General features: G+C 51.9%; 18 protein-coding genes and 1 pseudogene. 11 read left to right on the forward strand and 8 right to left on the reverse strand.

The genetic code is table 11. The features are described from left to right. Positions 1–3: 3 nt before the first annotated feature. The 3 genes from appB (at position 4) to A7098_RS14390 (ending at position 2644) form a co-directional block, all read left to right on the forward strand. Positions 4–1140 (forward strand): cytochrome d ubiquinol oxidase subunit II, encoded by a 1137-nt coding sequence (appB, locus tag A7098_RS14380; protein ID WP_105280987.1) that lies wholly within the window; start codon positions 4–6, stop codon positions 1138–1140. A gap of 13 nt (positions 1141–1153) precedes the next feature. Then, on the forward strand, positions 1154–1246 hold the full coding sequence (cbdX, locus tag A7098_RS14385; protein WP_000270307.1) for a cytochrome bd-II oxidase subunit CbdX: 93 nt from the start codon (positions 1154–1156) through the stop codon (positions 1244–1246). 87 nt (positions 1247–1333) lie between these two features. Next, positions 1334–2644 (forward strand): AppA family phytase/histidine-type acid phosphatase, encoded by a 1311-nt coding sequence (locus A7098_RS14390; RefSeq protein WP_024212534.1) that lies wholly within the window; start codon positions 1334–1336, stop codon positions 2642–2644. Here A7098_RS14390 and cspH read toward each other — a convergent pair. Further along, positions 2632–2844, reverse strand: coding sequence for a cold shock-like protein CspH (gene cspH / locus A7098_RS14395; RefSeq protein ID WP_000087760.1), 213 nt, complete (start codon positions 2842–2844; stop codon positions 2632–2634). The genes A7098_RS14390 and cspH overlap by 13 nt on opposite strands. Before the next feature lie 285 nt (positions 2845–3129). Here cspH and cspG point away from each other — a divergent pair, with 285 nt between their 5' ends. The 4 genes and pseudogenes from cspG (at position 3130) to A7098_RS14410 (ending at position 3906) form a co-directional block, all read left to right on the forward strand. Further along, complete coding sequence (cspG, locus tag A7098_RS14400; RefSeq protein ID WP_000066493.1) at positions 3130–3342, forward strand: cold shock protein CspG; 213 nt, start codon at positions 3130–3132, stop codon at positions 3340–3342. A gap of 10 nt (positions 3343–3352) precedes the next feature. Continuing rightward, entirely contained in the window at positions 3353–3541 is a 189-nt protein-coding gene (locus A7098_RS14405; RefSeq protein WP_071524879.1) for a cold-shock protein, read from the forward strand. Further along, positions 3516–3743 (forward strand): annotated as a pseudogene (locus A7098_RS23965) (cold-shock protein). The gene A7098_RS14405 and the pseudogene A7098_RS23965 overlap by 26 nt, the downstream one beginning before the upstream one ends. Then, positions 3733–3906, forward strand: a complete 174-nt coding sequence (locus A7098_RS14410) for an addiction module toxin, GnsA/GnsB family (protein WP_001019200.1) — start codon at positions 3733–3735, stop codon at positions 3904–3906. The pseudogene A7098_RS23965 and the gene A7098_RS14410 overlap by 11 nt, the downstream one beginning before the upstream one ends. A gap of 48 nt (positions 3907–3954) precedes the next feature. Here the strand turns inward: A7098_RS14410 and A7098_RS14415 are convergent, their stop codons facing one another. Both A7098_RS14415 and torS read right to left on the reverse strand, forming a co-directional pair. After that, positions 3955–5028 (reverse strand): 4Fe-4S binding protein, encoded by a 1074-nt coding sequence (locus tag A7098_RS14415; RefSeq protein ID WP_105280988.1) that lies wholly within the window; start codon positions 5026–5028, stop codon positions 3955–3957. Between the two features lie 71 nt (positions 5029–5099). Next, positions 5100–7844, reverse strand: a complete 2745-nt coding sequence (gene torS / locus A7098_RS14420) for a TMAO reductase system sensor histidine kinase/response regulator TorS (protein WP_105280989.1) — start codon at positions 7842–7844, stop codon at positions 5100–5102. 82 nt (positions 7845–7926) lie between these two features. Here torS and torT point away from each other — a divergent pair, with 82 nt between their 5' ends. Further along, positions 7927–8955, forward strand: coding sequence for a TMAO reductase system periplasmic protein TorT (gene torT, locus A7098_RS14425; protein WP_105280990.1), 1029 nt, complete (start codon positions 7927–7929; stop codon positions 8953–8955). Here torT and torR read toward each other — a convergent pair. Then, complete coding sequence (gene torR, locus A7098_RS14430; RefSeq protein ID WP_001120129.1) at positions 8928–9620, reverse strand: two-component system response regulator TorR; 693 nt, start codon at positions 9618–9620, stop codon at positions 8928–8930. The genes torT and torR overlap by 28 nt on opposite strands. Positions 9621–9749: 129 nt before the next feature. Between torR and torC the strand changes: the two genes are divergently transcribed. The 3 genes from torC to torD are packed head-to-tail and all read left to right on the forward strand — an operon-like array spanning position 9750 to position 14064. After that, complete coding sequence (gene torC / locus A7098_RS14435) at positions 9750–10922, forward strand: pentaheme c-type cytochrome TorC (RefSeq protein ID WP_001230242.1); 1173 nt, start codon at positions 9750–9752, stop codon at positions 10920–10922. Next, complete coding sequence (torA, locus tag A7098_RS14440) at positions 10922–13468, forward strand: trimethylamine-N-oxide reductase TorA (RefSeq protein WP_105280991.1); 2547 nt, start codon at positions 10922–10924, stop codon at positions 13466–13468. Before torC ends, torA begins: the two co-directional genes overlap by 1 nt. Next, positions 13465–14064, forward strand: a complete 600-nt coding sequence (gene torD / locus A7098_RS14445) for a molecular chaperone TorD (protein ID WP_105280992.1) — start codon at positions 13465–13467, stop codon at positions 14062–14064. Before torA ends, torD begins: the two co-directional genes overlap by 4 nt. Before the next feature lie 53 nt (positions 14065–14117). On the opposite strand, the gene cbpM is transcribed toward torD, so the two are convergent. The 4 genes from cbpM to A7098_RS14465 all read right to left on the reverse strand — a co-directional run bounded on the left by cbpM (position 14118) and on the right by A7098_RS14465 (position 17163). Continuing rightward, positions 14118–14423, reverse strand: coding sequence for a chaperone modulator CbpM (gene cbpM, locus A7098_RS14450; RefSeq protein WP_000024502.1), 306 nt, complete (start codon positions 14421–14423; stop codon positions 14118–14120). Continuing rightward, positions 14423–15343, reverse strand: coding sequence for a curved DNA-binding protein (gene cbpA / locus A7098_RS14455; protein ID WP_000420621.1), 921 nt, complete (start codon positions 15341–15343; stop codon positions 14423–14425). Before cbpA ends, cbpM begins: the two co-directional genes overlap by 1 nt. Before the next feature lie 213 nt (positions 15344–15556). After that, positions 15557–15913, reverse strand: coding sequence for a RidA family protein (locus tag A7098_RS14460; protein ID WP_024165060.1), 357 nt, complete (start codon positions 15911–15913; stop codon positions 15557–15559). Beyond that, the gene (locus A7098_RS14465) at positions 15910–17163 is read right to left on the reverse strand and encodes a D-amino acid dehydrogenase (RefSeq protein ID WP_105280993.1); all 1254 of its coding nucleotides are present in this window, start codon (positions 17161–17163) and stop codon (positions 15910–15912) included. Before A7098_RS14465 ends, A7098_RS14460 begins: the two co-directional genes overlap by 4 nt.

Here is a 17163-nt window from a genome sequence, read left to right on the forward strand (position 1 = left end):
ATCATGTTTGATTATGAAACATTGCGCTTCATCTGGTGGCTGCTGATTGGCGTCATCCTGGTGGTCTTTATGATCTCCGATGGATTTGACATGGGGATTGGCTGTCTGTTGCCGCTGGTGGCGCGTAATGATGATGAACGTCGGATAGTGATTAATAGCGTTGGCGCACACTGGGAAGGCAACCAGGTCTGGTTGATTCTTGCGGGCGGTGCATTATTTGCCGCCTGGCCCAGAGTCTATGCAGCGGCGTTTTCCGGCTTTTATGTGGCGATGATTCTGGTGCTGTGCTCGCTGTTCTTTCGCCCGCTGGCTTTTGATTATCGTGGAAAAATCGCTGATGCGCGCTGGCGTAAAATGTGGGATGCCGGTCTGGTCATCGGCAGTCTGGTGCCGCCGGTAGTCTTCGGTATCGCGTTCGGCAATTTGTTACTTGGCGTGCCGTTTGTCTTCACGCCGCAATTACGCGTGGAGTACCTCGGTTCTTTCTGGCAATTGCTGACACCGTTCCCATTACTGTGTGGTTTGCTCAGTCTGGGCATGGTGATTTTACAAGGTGGCGTCTGGTTGCAACTAAAAACGGTCGGAGCTATTCACCTGCGTTCGCAACTGGCGACCAAACGCGCTGCGCTGTTGGTCATGCTGTGCTTTTTGCTGGCGGGGTACTGGCTGTGGGTGGGTATTGATGGCTTTGTATTGCTCGCCCAGGATGTTAACGGCCCGTCCAATCCGTTAATGAAACTGGTTACAGTACTGCCCGGTGCCTGGATGAATAATTTTGTTGAATCGCCGATTTTGTGGATCTTCCCGCTGCTGGGTTTTTTCTGCCCATTACTGACGGTGATGGCGATTTATCGGGGTCGCCCCTGTTGGGGATTTCTGCTGGCCTCATTGATGCAATTTGGCGTTATCTTCACGGCGGGCATCACGCTGTTTCCGTTTGTCATGCCTTCGAGCATCAGTCCGATCTCCAGCCTGACGCTGTGGGACAGCACCTCCAGTCAGCTGACGTTGAGCATTATGTTAGTAATTGTGCTGATATTTTTGCCTATTGTGTTGCTCTACACTGTATGGAGCTACTACAAAATGTGGGGGCGCATGACAACTGAAACGCTTCGCCGTCACGATAGTGAGCTGTACTAAGGAGGGATGATCAATGTGGTATTTATTGTGGTTCGTCGGAATTTTGTTGATGTGTTCACTCTCCACCGTGGTGTTGGTATGGCTGGAACCGCGTCTGAAAGGTTGATTTGACGCACAACAAACGTAGGCCTGATGAGACGCATCAACGTCGCATCAGGCAATAATGCGAAACATGAAAAACGGAAACCTGGCGATGAAAGCGATTTTGATCCCCTTTTTTTCTCTTTTGCTTCCGTTAACTCCGCTACCTGCATTTGCTCAGGGGGCGCCGGAACTGAAGCTGGAAAGTGTGGTGATTGTCAGCCGTCATGGTGTGCGAGCACCCACCAAATCTACGCAAATCATGCAGGACGTTACTCCAGACACCTGGCCTGGCTGGCCGGTGAAACTGGGTTGGCTGACACCACGAGGCGGTGAGCTGATCTCTTATCTCGGACATTACCAACGCCAACGCCTGGTGGCTGACGGTTTGTTGGCAAAAAATGGTTGCCCGAAAGCTGGGCAGGTCGCGATTATTGCCGATGTTGACGAGCGCACTCGTAAAACAGGCGAAGCCTTTGCTGCCGGGCTGGCTCCCGACTGTGCAATAACCGTACATACTCAGTCAGACACTTCCCGTCCCGATCCGTTATTTAATCCCCTGAAAACCGGTGTTTGCCAACTGGATAAAGTGAACGTGACTGAGGCGATTCTCAGCAGGGCAGGCGGCTCTCTCGTTGATTTTACCGATCATCGGCAAACGGCATTTCACGAACTGGAGCGGGTACTCAATTTTCCGCAATCAAGTCTGTGCCTCAAACGAGAGAAACAAGACGAAAGCTGTTCGTTCACGCAGGCATTGCCCTCTGAACTCAAGGTGAGTGCTGATAACGTCTCATTAACGGGTGCGGTAAGCCTCGCATCCATGCTGACGGAGATATTTCTCCTGCAACAAGCACAGGGAATGCCGGAGCCTGGCTGGGGACGAATTACTGATTCACATCAGTGGAACACCTTGTTAAGCCTGCATAATGCGCAGTTTTATTTGCTGCAACGTACCCCGGATGTGGCTCGTCGTCGTGCCACACCGCTGTTGGATTTAGTTCTGACGGCGTTGACGCCAAACAACCCGCAAAAATCGAACTATGGAATTACGCTGCCGACTTCACTGTTGTTTATTGCCGGGCATGATACCAACCTGGCGAATCTGGGGGGGGCACTGAAGCTTAACTGGACGCTGCCGGGTCAACCGGATAACACCCCGCCGGGTGGTGAACTGGTATTTGAACGCTGGCGGCGGCTAAGTGATAACAGTCAATGGATTCAGGTTTCGCTGGTATTCCAGACCTTGCAGCAGATGCGTGATAAAACGCCGCTATCGCTAAAAACGCCGCCTGGAGAGGTAAAACTGACACTGGCAGAATGTGAGGAGAGAAACGCGCAGGGCATGTGTTCACTGGCGGATTTTACGCAAATAGTGAATGAAGCGCGTATTCCGGCATGTAGTTTACATCAGGATAAATAAACATTTGCCGCTGTTGGTCCTCGCAGGCCATTTACGCGGCAAAATTCTACGCGTAATCCTGGGATGAGCACTTCTGCGTCGCGGGGACTGAATGCGGAAATATGAACCTGGACTTCTTTACGACCGTCGGAGGGGATGATGAATCCTTTGCCGCTTTTGCGATCAAAGGTTTTGACAATTCCTGTCATTTTACGGGACAAACAAATTCCTTACTAAAAATACTGCGCCGCACTATACGGTGTTAATAAAATAAAGCTAGCGATATTTAAGACCGCCGGACGGCTAAAATAAAATTTGCTTAATCATATTTATCATGCGTTAATAGCTGCGTCGGTTTGAAAGACAGACAGCATACAAAGTAGTTTACTAAAGCAGTTCTCATTATCAGGCATTATCCCCTTCTTTTGAGTCTCTCTCCTGAACACTAAGTAGTTTCTGTAATAAAGCCCTGTTTGCCGAAAGGCTCAAAATGAAGGAAGTAAAATATGTCTAATAAAATGACTGGTTTAGTAAAATGGTTTAACGCAGATAAAGGTTTTGGCTTTATCACTCCTGATGATGGCAGCAAGGACGTTTTCGTTCATTTCACCGCCATCCAGAGCAATGAATTTCGCACGCTGAATGAAAATCAGAAAGTCGAATTTTCTATTGAGCAGGGGCAACGTGGTCCCTCGGCAGCGAACGTTGTTACGCTCTAAGGTTGCCGTTATTACTCAACATCTCCATTTCCGCTGTCCATGTTGTCATGGTTCACAGTACCGCACATCGGCATTCGATGTGACGGAGCGAAACCCTTTGGGCGCTAAGTGTATTTTCTGTAAATCGACGATGATCACCTTTGATAACGTTGCCTTGCAAATACGCACTGACCATGCGCCGCTGGATTTCACAAAATAATATCAGGCTCCCTCGCGGAGCCTTTTTTATATCTTCTGTTTGCACTTATCCCTGTACGCATATTGAGCGATAACCTACTGATTATTGAATCTTTCATGCAGATGGCTTATAACATTTCTAACCTGACCAGGGGATCGGAACCAACACCTTGCTGGCGTGTTGCTGTCTTTTAAGACCAGAAGAGGTTAACAGTGAATATTGAAGAGCTAAAAAAACAAGCCGAAACGGAAATCTCCGACTTTATTGCGCAAAAAATCGCCGAATTGAGTAAGAACACAGGGAAAGAAGTCTCTGAAATTCGCTTTACTGCGCGGGAGAAAATGACCGGGCTTGAAGGTTATGACGTCAAAATCAAAATAATGTGATTTTGTGAACATCACCCCGTGCGAGGTGATGTTCCGCTTGTTGCTAATTTAGTGACCAATCATTGGCGCTTGTGGAATTAAGCGTCGATACAATTCTTCTGGCACCGGGCTTTGCCATACACCCGCATACATCGCATATCCAATCACCGCAAACATAATCCCCAGAACCAATAGCGTCATTAACCAGCCAGACAACGCAAAGGCCTTTTTATTTGCCGCAGGTTTTTGCAGCGAAAAAGTTAATGTTGAAGTGACCGGACATGACTCTACGCAAGTCATACAGCCGGTACATTCCACTGTTCGTACCTGAATTAATTTATCGACCGGGATCCGTGATGGGCAATTTTTTGCGCATTTGCCACAATCGATACAACTTTCGGCATTGCGACGAATCTTAAACGGCGAAAATAACGAAACCACGCCCATCAGCGCGCCATATGGGCAAAGATAACGACACCAGGCATGGCGAATAAATAGGCTGGCAATCAGCAAAACGGTCACGCTGATTAATGTCGCGGTTCCCATATGACGAAAGAAATCGAGCATTTTAACGTCCATCACCACGCTGTAGGGCGATAGCATAAAATAGTGAATTGCCTGAGCGGGCATCAATAACGCGATATAGAGAAAAAAACTCAACAGCAAATACTTCACGCCGCGCAGAGGAATATCCAGCCAGCGGGGAAGGGCAAATTGCCGACCAAACAGTTTGTTACCGAGATCGCCGATTAATTCAGAAAGCGTACCAACCGGGCATAACCATGAGCAAAAGGCTTTTTTGAGTAATAGACTGATGACGATAAAAGCGACCAATAACAGCATCGCGGCGGCATGGATGGAAGGTAGCTGGCCTGTTTCAAAGCTATATTTCAGATTCATCAGGCCGGCAATCGGTAGCCAGCCTTCGATGCCTCCTGGTCTGGCGACAAATGTCGTACTACCTGCCGTTTCGTAATAGCGCACCCAGTACCAGAAGGTGACGGCAATATAAATATTGATTGCTAACAGTAATAATTGCGTCGCTTTACGCCAGGTCGTGGCATTACGCCAGTCATTCCACGGTAATTTGCCGCCCGTCGTGCCTGGCCGCCGCTGCCAGCGGGTTCTTTTTTTCTCTGTCATGATTTTGCCAGTCCGTTAAGTTGCATACCAAATGCCACTATTCTAAATATTCTTAACTGGCTGATATTGATTCAAATCGCGTTCAGGTCTTTCTTATTCAACCACGCTTCCAGAGCGGCAACACTGCGTGTAATTTCTTCGTGTGGGAGGGGCGCAGATAATGGCTGCTGCTCCAGTTGCGCGCATAGCTGGCTGGCGCTACGCATTCCCAGACTCGCGCAGCTGCTTTTTAGCTGGTGCGCGGCACGTTTAATTTTTTCGCAGTCCTGCCTGGCGCGGGCTGCGTCTATTTCATCGAGAAGTGGCAGGGCATGTTGTTTAAATAATGTCAGCCATTCGCGAATACTCTCCGTCCCCATTAACTGAGCATCTTCATGGAGTTGCGATACATCCAGCGATTGATCTTTATTGGTTTGCAGTTGGAGATAGTGCGCCAGTAACTGACCGAGCACTTCACGCGGCACTGGTTTAGGGATAATCCCGCGAAAGAGCGAACTGGTTCGCTGGCGCAGCGTTTCGTCGATGACATGGGCGCTAAAGCCAATCAAAACCAGCGACGGATATTGCTGTGCCAGTTGTCGGGCAAGGGTAATTCCATCGATATCCGGCAGATCAAAATCCACCAGTGCGGCAGCAAATGGTTCACTATTTTGCAGCGTTTCTATCGCCTGCGCGGCATTGCCAACAGCCACGACCTGCGCACCACTGGTGTTCAGCATCTCAACGGTAATTCGCTGGGTTAGCGGGTTATCTTCAATTAACAGCAAACGTAAACCGTCCAGACGTACCGTCTGATTGACTGTTTTTGGCACGGGGGCAGTGGCAACACGTAACGGCAAGCGTAAACAAAAACAGCTTCCAGCCCCCGGCGTGCTGGTGGCGCTCATTTCGCCGCCCATCGCCTGAGCCAGACTGCTACTGATAGTCAGCCCCAGCCCGGTGCCGCCGCGTTTGCCGCTTACCTGAACAAATGGCTGGAATATTTCTGCCAGTTTCGCGGGATCAATACCGCAGCCGCTGTCTTCCACTTCGACCAACCATTGCTCGCCATCAGTGCGACTGCGCAGGACGATCTGCCCCTCGTCAGTGAAACGCACGGCGTTGCTCAACAAGTTGGTAATAACCTGGCGAATACGTCGCGGATCGCCCATTAACGCGCTCGGTACATCGTTGGCAATTGCCGTTGCCAGGCGAATCGGGCGACCTTTCACCCGCCCGCTCATTAATTGCAGGGTACTTTCCAGCAGCGGGCGTGGTTCAAAGGGGTCATCGCTGACCGAAACATTTTTGCCCCCCGCTTCGATAGCCGAATAATCGAGGATATCGTTAAGGATGGTCAGCAGCGATTCGCCGGAGTCGGTAATTGCCCGCAAATCATCACGCTGGGCGTTAAGTGCGGGGTTATCTGCCAGCAGTTGCGCGGTGCCGAGAATACCGTACAGCGGTGTGCGGATCTCATGGCTCATTGCCGCCAGAAACGCAGATTTTGCCTGGCTGGCTTTTTCGGCTTCCGCACGAGCCTGTCGATGTTCTACCACCAGTTCCTGTAATTCAGCCGTGCGCGCTTTTACTTGTGCCGCCAGCTGTTCGCGCTGGCGATTCAGCGCATGAACGCTGCTGCGAAACGCATCCATCAGCCGCCCGATGGTATCCAGCTCCCGCACGCCAGCGGTTTCCGGAAAAGGGGAGTCGATATCACCGTCCAGCAAGCGTTGCAGCGCCTGCGTTTGTTCAGCAAGTGGACGTGTGACTGAGCGATAAACCACGCGCCAGAGGATCAGAATCAGTGCGCAAAGTGAAACTATTCCCAGCAATACCAGGCTGTATTGCCCGCGTGCACTGGCTTTTTCGAGATGCGCCAGTCCGTGCTGATTGCGCAGCTCAATGGTGTCGACCAGCTGACTGACTTCACTACTAAACTGCGCGAACTGGGCGATGTTATTTTGGGCGAGAGTTTGCAGGTGATTGCTGATTTCACTGTCCTGCTGATACAGCGCCAGCAAATCGCTATATTGGCTAACGGTAGTTAACGTTGTCGCAACCTGAGCACGAACACCCGGATCTTCAATGCGTATTTGCCGACGTTGCAGAATTTTCACCGCATTATTGAGCTGCTTTTCCAGCGTTGGCGAATTTTTCTGGATCAGTTCCAGTCCCAGATTCATCACCATTTGCTGCACCCGTAGGGCGCTAAGGCGCAGTTCATTCATCTGGTTAACATACTCAAGATCGATATCAATCAGCCTGTCGAGTGCGCTTTCGGCGGCCTGACGCTGATGTTGTTCGATCAAATCGTAAATCCCGGCCTGGGTAGCTCCGGCGGAGGTCGCCGCATTATTCGCCTGACCTTGCGCCAGGCGTGCGATTTCATCGGCGGCGGCGACTATCTGCTGACTGAGTTGCTGTTGTTGCTGGCGCAGTTGCAAACGCTGCCCCACCAGCTCCCCTTGCTGACGTAACGAACGGGAGATCTCCTGCTCCTGTTGTTCAATAGCGGTGGTATCAAAACCTTGTTCCCGTAACGCTTGCAGCAACGCATTAATCTTCAGGCTTTGTGCGGTGAGCATTCGCCCCTGCGCCTGCCACATCTTTTCGTTATCGGCACTGGTCAGGTTCTGCGCGGCGAAAAGTTCCCAGGCGCTGGCTTCGCTCAACTGGCGCGCCATATTCATGGTAGGAATCAATGCCTGAGTGTTGTCTTTTTCCACCTGGCTGATAAAGCGCAGGTTGTACCATCCCACCAGGGTACTGGTCAGGGTTAACAGCGCCATCAGGGCAAAGCCCATCCAGAGTCTTCGGGTCAGGGTTAAATTCACGGTCGGTGCATTTAAGGTGAAAAATGTTGAGTCGCAAAGCGGAATACATCTAGCATAAAGCCTTATTATTGATGAGGCTATCATGCGCGTACTGCTATTTTTACTTCTTTCCCTTTTCATGTTGCCGGCATTTTCGGCTGATAACCTGTTGCGCTGGCATGATGCGCAGCATTTCACGGTGCAACCCTATACGCCGCTTAAAGCCAAACGCGCATGGAAACTGTGCGCGCTTTACCCCAGCCTGAAAGATTCATACTGGTTATCGTTGAACTATGGAATGCAGGAGGCTGCTCGCCGCTACGGTGTGGATTTAAAAGTGCTGGAGGCAGGCGGCTACAGCCAGTTAGCTACCCAGCAGGCGCAAATCGACCAGTGTAAGCAATGGGGGGCAGAGGCCATTTTGCTCGGTAGTAGCACGACGTCATTTCCCGATCTGCAAAAGCAGGTAGCAAGTCTGCCGGTGATTGAACTGGTGAATGCCATTGACGACTCACAGATAAAAAGCCGCGTTGGTGTGCCCTGGTTTCAGATGGGCTATCAACCAGGGCGATATCTGGTGCAATGGAGCCACGGTAAACCACTGAACGTGCTGTTGATGCCCGGCCCCGATAACGCCGGGGGCAGTAAGGAGATGGTAGAGGGTTTTCGCGCAGCCATTGCCGGAAGCCCGGTGCGTATTGTCGATATTGCGCTCGGCGACAACGATATTGAAATCCAGCGTAACCTGTTGCAGGAGATGCTGGAGCGCCATCCAGAAATCGACGTCGTTGCCGGAACGGCCATTGCGGCAGAGGCGGCAATGGGTGAAGGGCGTAACCTGAAAACGCCGCTTACCGTGGTGTCGTTTTATCTTTCACATCAGGTGTATCGCGGGCTGAAGCGGGGAAGAGTGATTATGGCTGCCAGCGATCAAATGGTCTGGCAGGGGGAACTGGCAGTTGAGCAGGCCATCAGGCAATTACAGGGGCAATCGGTGTCTGATAATGTCAGCCCACCGATTTTAGTCCTGACGCCGAAAAATGCCGACCGTGAACATATCCGCCGCTCGCTGTCGCCAGGGGGATTTCGTCCGGTCTATTTTTATCAGCACACATCAGCGGCTAAGAAATAACCTTCGCCATGTTGCGTCACCAGTAAATCCGCGCTGAGTTTATGGCGTAAACGACGAATTAACACATCGACGGTGCGCAGGTCAGGGTTTTCCACCCGACGCGCAGAAAGCATACGCAGCAGACGTTCACGGCTGAGAATTTCGCCCGGATTCGTCACAAATGCCACCAACATTTCATACTCTGCGCGGGTCAGTTTAATCGGCTCGCCATCCCGCTCCAGCGTATGGCGCGACACATTCAGGCAATAACCGGCAAAGCGATAGCAATTGTCCTGAGTGTGCGGTTGAGCTTGTCGCGCGAGGTCGATTCGCCAGAGCAGATTTTTTACCCGTACTACCAGCTCGCGCAGTTCCAGCGGTTTGGTGACGTAATCGTCTGCGCCCATTTCCAGCCCAACAATACGGTCAATTCGATCGCTGCGTCCGGTAACCAGAATAATCCCCACCGTCGAACGTTCCCGCAGGGCGCGGGTTAGCATCAGGCCATTTTCATCGGGCAAGTTGATATCCAGCAGAATTAAATCCACCGGCTGATTCTGCATAATTTCCCGCAGCCCGGCACCGCTCGCCGTAACGGAAACGGTATACCCCTCCTGAGTGAAGTAGGTTTGTAATCGCGCTTGGGTAACCGGTTCATCTTCAACAATAACAATGTGATGTGGCATCAGAGGGTTTTACTCATTCTGTTCATATCTGTTCATATTCTGCCGTAAGCCGTTCATCCTGACCAGTGCCGCTGTTCATATTTGCTCATTAAGATCGCTTCACTAAACCATAATTTTACAGGGGCTATTATGCGGAAACTCTGGAACGCGCTACGCCGACCCAGTGCTCGTTGGTCGGTACTGGCGCTGGTCGCTATTGGGATTGTGATTGGCATTGCGCTGATTGTATTGCCACACGTTGGGATCAAAGTCACCAGCACAACCGAATTTTGTGTCAGTTGCCACAGTATGCAACCGGTGTATGAAGAATATAAACAGTCGGTGCATTTCCAGAACGCCTCCGGCGTGCGAGCTGAATGCCATGACTGTCATATCCCGCCGGATATTCCAGGCATGGTGAAGCGCAAACTGGAAGCGAGCAACGATATCTACCAGACCTTTATTGCCCACTCCATTGATACACCTGAAAAATTCGAAGCCAAACGCGCGGAACTTGCCGAGCGTGAATGGGCGCGAATGAAAGAAAACAACTCGGCAACCTGCCGCTCCTGCCATAACTACGATGCGATGGATCATGCGAAGCAGCATCCGGAAGCGGCACGTCAGATGAAGGTGGCAGCGAAAGATAATCAATCCTGCATCGACTGTCATAAAGGTATTGCCCACCAGTTACCGGATATGAGTAGCGGCTTCCGTAAGCAGTTCGACGAGTTGCGCGCCAGTGCTAATGACAGTGGTGACACGCTGTACTCCATTGATATCAAGCCGATTTATGCGGCGAAAGGCGATAAAGAAGCGTCTGGTTCACTGCTGCCTGCTTCGGAAGTGAAAGTCCTTAAACGTGACGGCGACTGGCTGCAAATTGAGATTACCGGCTGGACAGAAAGCGCCGGACGTCAGCGTGTACTCACCCAGTTCCCAGGCAAACGCATCTTTGTTGCCTCGATTCGTGGTGATGTGCAGCAGCAGGTGAAAACGCTGGAGAAAACCACCGTTGCCGACACCAATACCGAGTGGAGCAAGTTACAGGCCACCGCGTGGATGAAGAAAGGCGACATGGTGAACGATATCAAACCGATCTGGGCTTATGCGGATTCGTTGTACAACGGCACTTGTAACCAGTGCCACGGCGCACCGGAAATCGCCCACTTTGACGCTAACGGTTGGATCGGCACGCTCAACGGCATGATTGGCTTTACCAGCCTCGATAAACGTGAAGAACGCACCTTGTTGAAATATCTGCAAATGAATGCGTCTGACACCGCAGGTAAGGCTCACGGCGATAAGAAGGAAGAAAAATAATGAACAATAACGATCTCTTTCAGGCATCACGTCGGCGTTTTCTGGCACAGCTCGGCGGCTTAACCGTCGCCGGGATGCTGGGGCCGTCATTGTTAACGCCGCGCCGTGCGACTGCGGCGCAAGCGGCTACTGAGGCCGTCACCTCGAAAGAGGGCATTCTGACCGGATCGCACTGGGGGGCTATCCGCGCGACGGTGAAGGATGGTCGCTTTGTGGCGGCAAAACCGTTCGAACTGGATAAATATCCGTCGAAAATGATCGCCGGATTGCCGGATCACGTACACAACGCGGCGCGTATTCGTTATCCGATGGTACGCGTGGACTGGCTGCGTAAGCGCCATCTGAGCGACACATCCCAGCGCGGTGATAACCGTTTTGTGCGCGTGAGCTGGGATGAAGCCCTCGACATGTTCTATGAAGAACTGGAACGCGTACAGAAAACTCACGGGCCGAGTGCCTTGCTGACCGCCAGTGGTTGGCAATCGACGGGGATGTTCCATAACGCTTCGGGGATGCTGGCGAAAGCTATTGCCTTGCATGGTAATAGCGTGGGTACGGGCGGAGATTACTCTACCGGTGCTGCGCAGGTGATCCTGCCGCGCGTAGTCGGTTCGATGGAAGTGTATGAACAGCAAACCTCCTGGCCGCTGGTATTGCAGAACAGCAAAACCATTGTGCTGTGGGGCTCCGATTTGCTGAAAAACCAGCAAGCGAACTGGTGGTGCCCGGATCACGATGTTTATGAATATTATGAGCAGTTGAAAGCGAAAGTCGCCGCCGGTGAAATTGAGGTCATCAGCATCGATCCGGTTGTTACATCCACCCATGAGTATCTGGGACGCAAGCATGTGAAGCACATTGCGGTTAACCCGCAAACTGACGTGCCGCTGCAACTGGCGCTGGCACATACGCTGTACAGTGAAAACCTGTACGACAAAAACTTCCTCGCTAACTACTGTGTGGGTTTTGAGCAGTTCCTGCCGTATCTGCTGGGTGAGAAAGACGGTCAGCCGAAAGATGCCGCATGGGCTGAAAAACTGACCGGCATTGATGCCGAAACCATTCGTGGGCTGGCGCGGCAGATGGCGGCGAACAGAACGCAAATTATTGCTGGCTGGTGCGTGCAGCGTATGCAGCACGGTGAACAGTGGGCGTGGATGATTGTCGTTCTGGCGGCGATGCTGGGGCAAATTGGCCTGCCAGGTGGTGGCTTTGGTTTTGGCTGGCACTATAACGGCGCAGGCACGCCGGGGCGTAAAGGCGTTATTCTGAGTGGTTTCTCCGGCTCTACGTCGATTCCGCCTGTTCACGACAACAGTGACTACAAAGGCTACAGCAGCACCATTCCGATTGCCCGTTTTATCGATGCGATCCTCGAACCGGGGAAAGTGATCAACTGGAACGGTAAATCGGTAAAACTGCCGCCGCTGAAAATGTGTATTTTTGCCGGAACTAACCCGTTCCATCGCCATCAGCAGATCAACCGCATTATTGAAGGCTGGCGCAAGCTGGAAACGGTTATCGCCATAGATAACCAGTGGACCTCAACCTGCCGCTTTGCCGACATCGTGCTGCCTGCGACCACGCAGTTTGAGCGTAACGATCTCGACCAGTACGGCAACCACTCCAATCGTGGCATTATCGCCATGAAACAGGTCGTGCCGCCGCAGTTCGAGGCGCGCAACGACTTTGATATTTTCCGCGAGCTGTGTCGCCGCTTTAATCGCGAAGAAGCCTTTACCGAAGGGCTGGACGAAATGGGCTGGCTGAAACGCATCTGGCAGGAAGGTGTACAACAGGGTAAAGGACGCGGCGTTCATCTGCCCGCGTTTGATGACTTCTGGAATAACAAAGAGTACGTCGAGTTTGACCATCCGCAGATGTTCGTTCGCCACCAGGCATTCCGCGAAGATCCGGATCTCGAACCGCTGGGCACGCCGAGTGGCCTGATTGAGATCTACTCGAAAACCATCGCCGACATGAACTATGACGATTGTCAGGGGCATCCGATGTGGTTTGAGAAAATCGAACGTTCCCACGGTGGGCCTGGCTCGCAAAAGTATCCGTTGCATCTGCAATCTGTGCATCCCGATTTCCGACTTCACTCACAGTTATGTGAATCTGAAACCCTGCGTCAGCAATATACGGTAGCGGGTAAAGAGCCAGTATTTATTAGCCCGCAGGATGCCAGTGCGCGCGGTATTCGTAACGGTGATGTGGTACGCGTCTTTAACGCTCGCGGTCAGGTGTTGGCAGGGGCAGTGGTTTCTGACCGCTATGCACCCGGCGTGGCGCGAATTCACGAAGGGGCATGGTACGATCCAGATAAAGGTGGCGAGCCTGGTGCGCTGTGCAAATACGGTAACCCCAACGTGTTGACCATCGACATCGGAACTTCGCAGCTGGCGCAGGCGACCAGTGCGCACACTACGCTGGTGGAAATTGAGAAGTACAACGGAACAGTGGAGCAGGTGACGGCGTTTAACGGCCCCGTGGAGATGGTGGCGCAGTGCGAATATGTTCCCGCGTCGCAGGTGAAATCATGACCACGCTGACAGCACAACAGATTGCCTGTGTTTACGCCTGGCTGGCGCAGTTGTTCTCCCGTGAACTGGACGATGAACAACTGACGCAAATCGCCAGTGCGCAGATGGCTGAATGGTTTTCGTTGCTGAAAAGCGAACCGCCGCTCACAGCGGCGGTGAATGATCTGGAAAACCGTATTGCCACGCTGACAGTACGTGACGATGCCCGTCTGGAACTGGCCGCTGACTTTTGCGGCCTGTTTCTGATGACCGACAAACAAGCCGCGCTGCCGTATGCATCGGCCTACAAACAGGACGAGCAAGAGATTAAACGCTTGTTAGTTGAGGCAGGGATGGAAACCAGCGGCAATTTCAACGAACCGTCAGATCATCTGGCGATCTATCTCGAGTTGTTGAGTCATCTGCATTTTTCGCAGGGAGAGGGGACCGTTCCTGCGCGAGGAATCGAAAGTTTGCGGCAAAAAACACTGACGGCGCTGTGGCGCTGGTTACCGGAGTTTGCTGCGCGTTGCCGTCAGTATGATAGCTTTGGTTTTTACGCGGCACTAAGCCAGTTGTTGCAGATGTTGGTGGAGTGCGACAACCAAAAGAGATAATGCCGATTTGTAGGCCTGATAAGACGCGTTAAGCGTCGCATCAGGCAACAAACTCACGGATGAGCCACAAACCGGGAAAGCCGCTGGCGCAGCAGGCGGTTTTCCTGTTTCAGATGTGCAATATCATCCATTAACGTCAGCGCCACCGCGATCCCCGGCCAGTCCAGCGCCAGCTCATTACGCAGCCGTACCGCGCGTTGCACCACGATGGCGGCATGGTCGTCAAATACCCAGGTTGTTTCCTGGATCTCACGCGGTTCAACCACCCCCAAACCGACAATTTCATTCAACTCCTCTTCAGAGATGCCGGTATGCAGGCAAAATTCGGTAATGGTAAAAGTCACCATAACATTAGCCATCATGCTTTCCCCCAATCTTTGCGTGGATCAAAAGACGACTGGGCGTCTGCCAGTTGCTGCCACAGCGCGGCAGTGTTTTCATCTGGTTTCGGCGGCATCACGATTTTCAGTACCGCATACAGATCGCCGGTCTGTTTTTTGCTCACCAGACCTTTGCCTTTAACGCGCAATCGTTGCCCGGCCTGGCTGCCAGGCGGGATAGTCAGCAAAATGCTTTCTTTCAGTGTTGGGACGGTGACTTTAGCACCCAGCGCCGCTTCCCACGGGCTAACCGGCACCACAATTTCCAGATCCTGACCGACAATATCAAACAGCGGATGCGGCGCAATATGAATCACCAGCCACAAATCGCCATTCGGGCCACCGTTTTCGCCCGGCGTCCCCTGGCCTTTCAGGCGGATGCGTTGACCATTGCCGACGCCCGCCGGGATCTTCACATTCAGCGTTTTCGGGATTTCCTGTTCGATCATGCCAAAGGCGTTATAAACCGGCAGGTTATAGCTGATGGTACGCTTGTGCTCAGTAAGCGTTTCTTCAAGGAATACCGCCACTTCGATTTCAATATCGTGGCCACGTGTGGCGGGGCGTTGGCGGCTCTGGCGGGCATGTTGACCGAAAATTGACGAGAAGATATCGTCAAAATCTTCGGCGTTAAAACTCTGACCGTCGCCATGATGGAACTGACGGTTAAATTGCGGATCGTTGCGATGTTGCCACATCTGATCATACTCAGCGCGACGTTGCTCATCACTCAACACTTCCCACGCTTCAGCGACCTCTTTGAAGCGGGCTTCGGCATCGGGTTCTTTACTGACATCGGGATGGTATTTACGGGCCAGTCGACGATAGGCGGTCTTGATTGTCTTGAGATCGTCCGTCGGTTTCACGCCCATGATGGCGTAATAATCCTTTAATTCCATAGCGTTATCTCGCGTAAATCAATACAGACAAAGGGAAACCCCTGACAAGGTATCAGTGTTAAGTGTAGGGGAAATCAGAAAAAATCGTAGGCCAGAGACAACAACATAACTAAAAATGATATTTTCAGCCTGAATGTTGGCAGGTAAAAGAGGGGACGTTTAACCTTCAGGGATGCCCCATGACGACCTTGCCAGGGGGCAGAAAATGGGGGCTTATCCCGCTTTTACCGCAGTTACCATCACTTCAACCAGAATCTCCGGGCGGGCCATCTCAGCTTGTACGGTAGCACGTGCCGGGCTATATCCTTCTGGTATCCAGCTAACCCATACGTCGTTGAAATCGGCAAAATCGCGGCTGATATCTTTTAACCATATCTGAGCGGACAAGAGATGAAATTTATCACTGTCAGCTGCCGCAAGTAATTCGTCGATTTTCTCCAGCACTTCGCGCGTTTGTTGTGCGATGGACGGGGTATTGCTCTTCGGTGTCTGACCGGAGAGAAAAACAAGATTGCCATATTCCACGCTGGCGGCAAGACGCGGTTGTGGGTTATTACGTTTGATATTCAAGCTGATTGGCTCCATGTCAGTCCATCAAGTGAAATTGCAGGGGCTTCGCCCGACAGCAGAGCGCCTAACACCACGGCACTACCCGCCGCCAGCGTAAAGCCCAGACTGCCATGACCAAGATTCATCCATAGATTTTGATACTTCGCCCGTCCTAATAGTGGCGGACCCGCAGGGGTGGATGGACGCATACCTGTCCATAATTCGGCCTCATCGATACCTTGCAGTTGCGGAAAGCTGGCCGCTACGATCTGTTTTAAAGCGCCAATGCGTTCAGAGCGCAGTTCATTACCGTCATAGCCAATATCGACCATGGCGGCGATGCGCAACCGGTCACCGAGTCGGGCATAGACAATTTTATGACCATAGTCGGTGACACTGATTTGTGGTGCGATCCCCATTTTTTGTGGGAAGGGGAGCGTCAGACTGTAACCTTTCAAACCGCAGAGCGGTACGTGAGTCCCGGTTCCGGCAAGCAAATGCGTGCTGCCATTACCGGCGGCAACGACATAATCATCCGCAACCAGCGTTCCAGTGCGGGTGGTAATAGAGACAATGCGCTCACCTTTTTTATTCAACTGCAAAACTTCACAATCGGTTTGTAGCGAAAAATTCGCGCTGGCATTAAGTTTGGCAAGTAATGCCTGACAGAACTTATAGCAATCCGCCGTTTCATCGCCGGGGGAGTAAATACCACCGCACAGGGAATGACCAATATGTTTTAGTGCAGGTTCAAGATGAACACACTCTTCGCGTGATAAAGCCTGTTGAAATTGCGGATCAATGCCTTTTGCCGCTTTGGCTAAATCTTGCTGACGGCGATGAATAATCAGTTTGCCAGAACGGCGCCAGTGAAAATCATCAAGATTATCTTCCTGCAACCATGCTTCCATGACCTGACGACTTAACAGTGATAAGCGTAAAATATGGTCGCCATTGAGTTTATTTGTCCGGCTATTACAGGACATTAAAAACGCCAGCAACCAGCGCCACTGGCTAAATGACAGGCGCAAACGCATATTCAGAGGGGAGTCACTTTTCCCCATCCATTTAAGCCCCTGCATCGGTACGCCTTTATCCGCCAGAGGGGCAACGTAGCGATAGCTGAGTTGCCCGCCATTAGCGAAACTGGTGGCGACGCCTGCCTGACTGTTGCGTTCTAACAATTGCACCTGATGGCCCTGTTTTACCAGCACCCATGCTGTCGCCAGACCAATTACCCCGCCGCCAATAACTACAATGCGTTTTTTCAT

Origin of the sequence: Escherichia sp. MOD1-EC7011 (assembly GCF_002965005.1) — a bacterium.
In the GTDB taxonomy this organism is placed as follows: domain Bacteria; phylum Pseudomonadota; class Gammaproteobacteria; order Enterobacterales; family Enterobacteriaceae; genus Escherichia; species Escherichia ruysiae.

Excerpts from the sequence above, each read along its gene's own strand:
- appB (WP_105280987.1), top strand. The coding sequence starts at position 4 with ATGTTTGATTATGAAACATTGCGCTTCATCTGGTGGCTGCTGATTGGC.
- cbdX (WP_000270307.1), top strand. The coding sequence starts at position 1,154 with ATGTGGTATTTATTGTGGTTCGTCGGAATTTTGTTGATGTGTTCACTC.
- A7098_RS14390 (WP_024212534.1), top strand. The coding sequence starts at position 1,334 with ATGAAAGCGATTTTGATCCCCTTTTTTTCTCTTTTGCTTCCGTTAACT.
- cspG (WP_000066493.1), top strand. The coding sequence starts at position 3,130 with ATGTCTAATAAAATGACTGGTTTAGTAAAATGGTTTAACGCAGATAAA.
- A7098_RS14415 (WP_105280988.1), bottom strand. The coding sequence starts at position 5,028 with ATGACAGAGAAAAAAAGAACCCGCTGGCAGCGGCGGCCAGGCACGACG.
- torT (WP_105280990.1), top strand. The coding sequence starts at position 7,927 with ATGCGCGTACTGCTATTTTTACTTCTTTCCCTTTTCATGTTGCCGGCA.
- torR (WP_001120129.1), bottom strand. The coding sequence starts at position 9,620 with ATGCCACATCACATTGTTATTGTTGAAGATGAACCGGTTACCCAAGCG.
- torC (WP_001230242.1), top strand. The coding sequence starts at position 9,750 with ATGCGGAAACTCTGGAACGCGCTACGCCGACCCAGTGCTCGTTGGTCG.
- torA (WP_105280991.1), top strand. The coding sequence starts at position 10,922 with ATGAACAATAACGATCTCTTTCAGGCATCACGTCGGCGTTTTCTGGCA.
- torD (WP_105280992.1), top strand. The coding sequence starts at position 13,465 with ATGACCACGCTGACAGCACAACAGATTGCCTGTGTTTACGCCTGGCTG.
- cbpM (WP_000024502.1), bottom strand. The coding sequence starts at position 14,423 with ATGGCTAATGTTATGGTGACTTTTACCATTACCGAATTTTGCCTGCAT.
- cbpA (WP_000420621.1), bottom strand. The coding sequence starts at position 15,343 with ATGGAATTAAAGGATTATTACGCCATCATGGGCGTGAAACCGACGGAC.
- A7098_RS14465 (WP_105280993.1), bottom strand. The coding sequence starts at position 17,163 with ATGAAAAAACGCATTGTAGTTATTGGCGGCGGGGTAATTGGTCTGGCG.